Raw genomic sequence first — 5,003 nt, forward strand, 5'->3', positions numbered from 1 at the left:
CCATAGGTGATGTGCGGAATGGGATTCCCTTTCAAGATGCGGTCTTTGTCGTCGATGACCTTGTCACCATTCTGGTCGCGGTAGAGGAAGTCACCCGGCCCAGGCGTAGAGGGTTTGAACACGTAGCCCTGTCCGACCAAAGCATCCACCTCACCTTGATCCTGGACGATGCGGTCCACCTCCCGAACCCAGTAGGCACCGATGGGCTGCCCTTCCGTCCAGGCTTGGGCTGTGCCACGCGGTTCGATGAAATCGCCTTTGTATTCCAGAATCCGATTTTTATTGTAGGCAAAATTGAAACCTGCCGTTACGCCTAATTTTCGGATAGACTTAGTGTAACGGACTTCTGCCTCAAAGCCGGAGTTCAAAACTTTGGCGGAATTAAACCGGGGCGCACCGATACCGCCGTTAATATTCGGAATGGGCAGGTTGGCCAGGATGTTACTGGTGGTTTTATGGTAATAGTTGAGGTCGAGCGTTAAGCTTCTGAAAAGCCGAATGTCGGCCCCAACGTTAAGAACATTGGTGGTTTCCCAAGTGATGTTCGGATTACCGAAGTTACGGTAGGCCAATCCCTGTACCACCGACTCGTTCAGGGTATAGTTGGCGGCCTGGTAGAAATTCTGCCATTCGTAGTTGCCGATGCCATTATTGCCCAGTTGACCATAAGAGGCGCGGAGTTTGAACATAGTGACTGTGTTGCGCAAAGGCGTCCAGAAATCCTCTTCTGAAATCTGCCAGCCGGCGGAAACCGACGGGAAAAAGCCCCAACGGGCATCTGGGGCGAAGCGCGACGAGCCGTCATAACGTATATTGGCTTCCAGAAGGTATTTGCTTTCAAAAGCGTAGTTGACCCTACCGAAGTAAGACCGAATGGCATAATCCGAAGCACTGCCGCTGGCCTGGGGCTCGCTGGAAGCGGCATTCAGCACGGGCGTGTCGTAGCTCAGCAAATCCCTTCTTGAAGCTTCAAAATTGCTCTGGTAGTAGTATTCCTGGTTGTACCCTGCCAAAAACTTAAGGTAGTGTTTGCCCAAGGTAAGGTCGTAATTCCCAAATACGTCAATGATTTGCCGCTGGTACTTGGCGTAGGAATTCGATAGCGAAAGACGATTATTGTTATTGGGAAGCGCGATGATGTTTCTCTGGAAATCCCAGCGATCAAAGGGTTCGACGCCACCCCATTCGGTGTCCTGAACGAGATTCATAAAGTAGCTTGCTGTAACGGACAGCCCTTTCAAGGGTGAAACGGTGGCGAATAATTTGCCCTGAACCACGTTGGAATTGTTTTCACCTCTACGCTCCTCGGCCCGCATCAGCGGATTGTTGGCTCCGGTTTCGCCCGAAGGTGTTTGGGCTGCCCCGTAACGTCCATCCGGGTGCTTGGGTAGAACGCCGGGACTGGTAGTTCGCCAGTTATTGAATATGTTGCCGATTTCTGCGGGATCCGATTTTGTATTAATGAAAGTAAGATTGTTTCCCAGTGTAAGCCACTTATTGACTTTATATGAGAGGTTGTTACGGAAGTTGAACCGGCGGAATGACGTATTGGGGATCAGGCCGTCGTCTTTAAAGAAATCTACGGAAGAATAAAAGTTGACTTTCTCGTTGCCACCCCGCGCCGAGAAGTTGTGGTTCATCACAGTATTCTTTTTGATAATGGCTTTCGACCAGTCGGTATTGGGATAGCCGATGGGGTCGGTCTGTGACTTTTCCCGCCACTCATCGATCTGTGCCTGCGTGAACTGCGGCTTAAAACCCGAATTTTCCACCACCGTGTTGATCAGGGCCATGTGATCGGCGGTATTGCTGATCACGTCGTGCATGATCGTCGGGCTACGGCTGCCTACGAAATTGTTATAGGTGAAACTTACCTTGCCGTCGGCATTCATGCCCGATTTGGTTTTGATTAATATCACACCGTTGGAGGCTCTGGACCCATAAATGGACGCTGATGCAGCGTCTTTTAAAATAGACACTGAGGCCACATCATTGGGGCTTACCGAATTGATGTCGGCGATCATGCCGTCGATGATGACAAGCGGTGCCTGACTTGCGTTGAGCGAACCCACCCCCCTGATGCTAATGCTGGCGTTGTTGTTCTGCTTGGGAATACCGCTGGTTTGCTGAATACGGACCCCCGCCGCCAAACCAACCAGCAGACCAGAAACGTTAGTAGTGGAGCGGGAAGCAAGTCCCTGATCTTCAAAATTGACCGAGGAGACGGCTCCCGTCAGGTTGGCCTTTTTCTGAGTACCATACCCTACCACTACCACTTCTTCCAACGCTTTGGAGTCAACGGCGAGCGCAATATTGATTTGCGAACGGTTTCCGGCTTCGACTTCCTGAGTGAGGTAGCCCACATAACTGAACACAAGTATTGCCGGACGACCTTCGGGTACACTGACCGTAAATGCCCCATTCTGATCGGTAGTGGTGCCGCGTTGAGTGCCTTTCACGAGGACGCTCACGCCGGGTAATTCTGAGCCGTTTTCGTCCGTGACACTGCCGGTTACTGTCCGATCGGCAGGTGCCTGTATAGAAATGTGAGAGAAAAGGGAATTTTCCTGAGGGACCGATTTCGATGCGACAGCGTTCCGCAGCACAATCCGGTTGCTCACCAGCATAAAATGGATTTTCAATGGCTCGAGCACACGCGTCAACACGCTGGCCAGCGCCTCGTTCTCGGCCCGCACCGTCACGGCCTCGTCGAGTGGCAGACTGCGTGAATTGTACGAAAACTTCACTTGTCCCGATTTTTCCAATTCCCGCAATGCTTTGCTCAAAGCGGTGTTCCGGACATCGAGAGACACCTTGCGGTCCAGAATGCCTTGTCCGTTGACAGTGGTCGCCAAAGCAATTCCTGTAAAGAGAGCCGCCAGGGCAAGTTGTAGGATTGAGGCTTTCAAGACATGATAGAGTAATCGTTGGGATGTAGAAGAATTCTTCATACTTTTGGTTGGTTTGGTTAAATCTTATTGTAAATGGGTTTTGGCAAAATCACTCTTCCCTTTTCTCGCCAGAGAACGGGTTTTACAGAACCCGCCGGGAAGTCTTCTTAGCGTCGGCGATGTTTCAGCATCCCGACGCTTTTTTACTTTATCTAATTGCAACCTTCCGCCGTCACGGTGATTACGTTGCCCTCAATCTGATAACTGGCGTTTGGCCCCAGGCTCGTGCAGATGATTTTTAATTTTTGGGCCAAAGGCTCATCATTGAGCGAGGTGGTCAGATAGCAGTTTCTTAGTTTTTCTATGGGAAAGTCAATTTCGACCAAGTAAGCTTGCTCAATGGTGCGGAATATCTGGGCAACGGGGACGTCGGAGAATTCAAAGCTGAGCCGCTCAATATTGCTTAACTTCTGGGAGATCTGGTTTTCCTGGGTCAGGTCGTCTATTTTTTCAAAGGCCAAGCTCTCGCGATTTATTCGGATCCCCTGGTTGGGCAACAGCAGAACATCTCCTTCGTGCGAAGTTCCCGCCGCGCTATTAGATGACACATTCACCTTTCCCGTCCTGACCACTACCTCAATGTCGGGCTGATCGGCGTATGCCTTCACACGGAAGCTGGTATCCACTACTTTGGTTACCACTTCGTTTGCGTACACTAAGAATGGTTGATCGGGGTTCTTGCTTATTTCAAAAAAACCCTCACCCGAGAGAAACACCCGACGCTCGTCATCCACGAAATTTGCGGGATAACTTAGTTTACTATCAGGTTGCAGCAGCACCGAACTGCCGTCGGAAAGTGAGATAAGCACCGGGCGGTCGGTTTCATTGGTGCGTTCGAGCATCGGGCTGGCCACCTCCTCGACCAAGTCCGAGTAAGAGATGCCGGGAGTCCTGGATGTTTTATTATAAAGATACCAGGCCAGTGAAAGGCCACCACCTAGCAGCAGCAAAGCCGCTACGCTGCGCCACCACCGCCAAAGCGGGACGACAGCCGCCTCCTCGGCTTGCCAAATTTTCTGCCAGGTATCCTGTAAGGCCGCCGACGTTACTTCCGTGGATGGTTGCGTGTCCGGAACCTGCATGGCAAGCCACCAGTTGCGGGCTTCTTCCACAAGTGCGGCTCGCTGCGGATTCTCGACTGCCCACACTTCCCAACGGTCGGGGTCGTAGCCAGTCAGCACCCACGCTTTGAATGAGTCGTCGGCCAGGAAATCTTCGATTGAACGGTACTGGTTTCGCTGTTGCATTTGAAAAGCAGGTTTCAAAGGCAGAGAGGACAGCTCATCGTCGCGATACTCAGTTTGTGCAGTTTTTTTTTGAAAAAATTAAAATACCATCAAAAATAACAAACTAAGAAGAGGAGTATTGCCTTTCCAATCGCGGCGTAATTGACGAAGGGAGCGATGCAACAGGTTGGAGACAGACTGCTTATTGATGTCTAAGATCTCGGCGATCTCATCCACTAAAAGCCCTTGGTGATAGCGGAGGTAGAGGGCTTCACGCTGCCGAGGGTTCAGCGAATTAAGCATTTGGTTGAGTTGTCGGACTTTCAGCAATGTTTCCTCGTTGGCAATTAGTTGATCCTCCACGGTGAAATTGAGCGAGAACTCAGTATTTTCCACTATATCGTCAATATGTGAGGACCTTCGGAAGGTCTGGTCACGTTCGTGCATCCTTACGATCCGCTTACGGACGCAGGAAATCAAATAAGCTTTCGCCACAACTGACGGATTGAGTGACTTACGATATAACCACAAATCTACAAATACGTCCTGCACACAGTCCTTCACCTTCTCATGATGACCCAGCAATGATTTCCCATAGCCAACTAGTAAGGTGTGGTAGCGCTCGAATAATGCTGAAAATGCTGACTCATCGCCTGTAATTACGTCTTGCCAGAGTTGGGCGTCGGTTTTGAGAGAGGTAATCAAAATTTGTCAAATTACTTTTCAATTAGACAAATTTAAGAAAAATAATGACTTTGGCAAGTAATGTGATGTTTGCCTATTTTAGTCAATGAACCATCCGGCCGCGCAAATTGATTTACCGTCG

3 protein-coding genes are annotated in these 5,003 nt (G+C 50.2%); all 3 read right to left on the bottom strand.

Annotation, left to right across the window (positions count from 1 at the left end; genetic code table 11):
* Positions 1 to 2,951, bottom strand: a 2,951-nt coding sequence (locus tag ACEW8P_RS06500) for a SusC/RagA family TonB-linked outer membrane protein (protein WP_373512288.1), incomplete at its 3' end; no start/stop codon positions are given.
* A 152-nt stretch (positions 2,952 to 3,103) separates the two neighbouring features.
* Entirely contained in the window at positions 3,104 to 4,198 is a 1,095-nt protein-coding gene (locus ACEW8P_RS06505) for a FecR family protein (protein WP_373512289.1), read from the bottom strand.
* 78 nt (positions 4,199 to 4,276) lie between these two features.
* A complete protein-coding gene (locus tag ACEW8P_RS06510) occupies positions 4,277 to 4,882 on the bottom strand; it encodes an RNA polymerase sigma factor (RefSeq protein ID WP_373512290.1) in 606 nt (201 codons plus the stop codon).
* Positions 4,883 to 5,003: the final 121 nt, after the last annotated feature.

The organism is Persicitalea sp., from assembly GCF_041751555.1.
Classification (GTDB): Bacteria; Bacteroidota; Bacteroidia; order Cytophagales; family Spirosomataceae; genus Persicitalea.

What these genes read in the sequence shown, in the direction of transcription:
- ACEW8P_RS06505 (WP_373512289.1), bottom strand. Translation starts at nt 4,198, where the DNA reads ATGCAACAGCGAAACCAGTACCGTTCAATCGAAGATTTCCTGGCCGAC.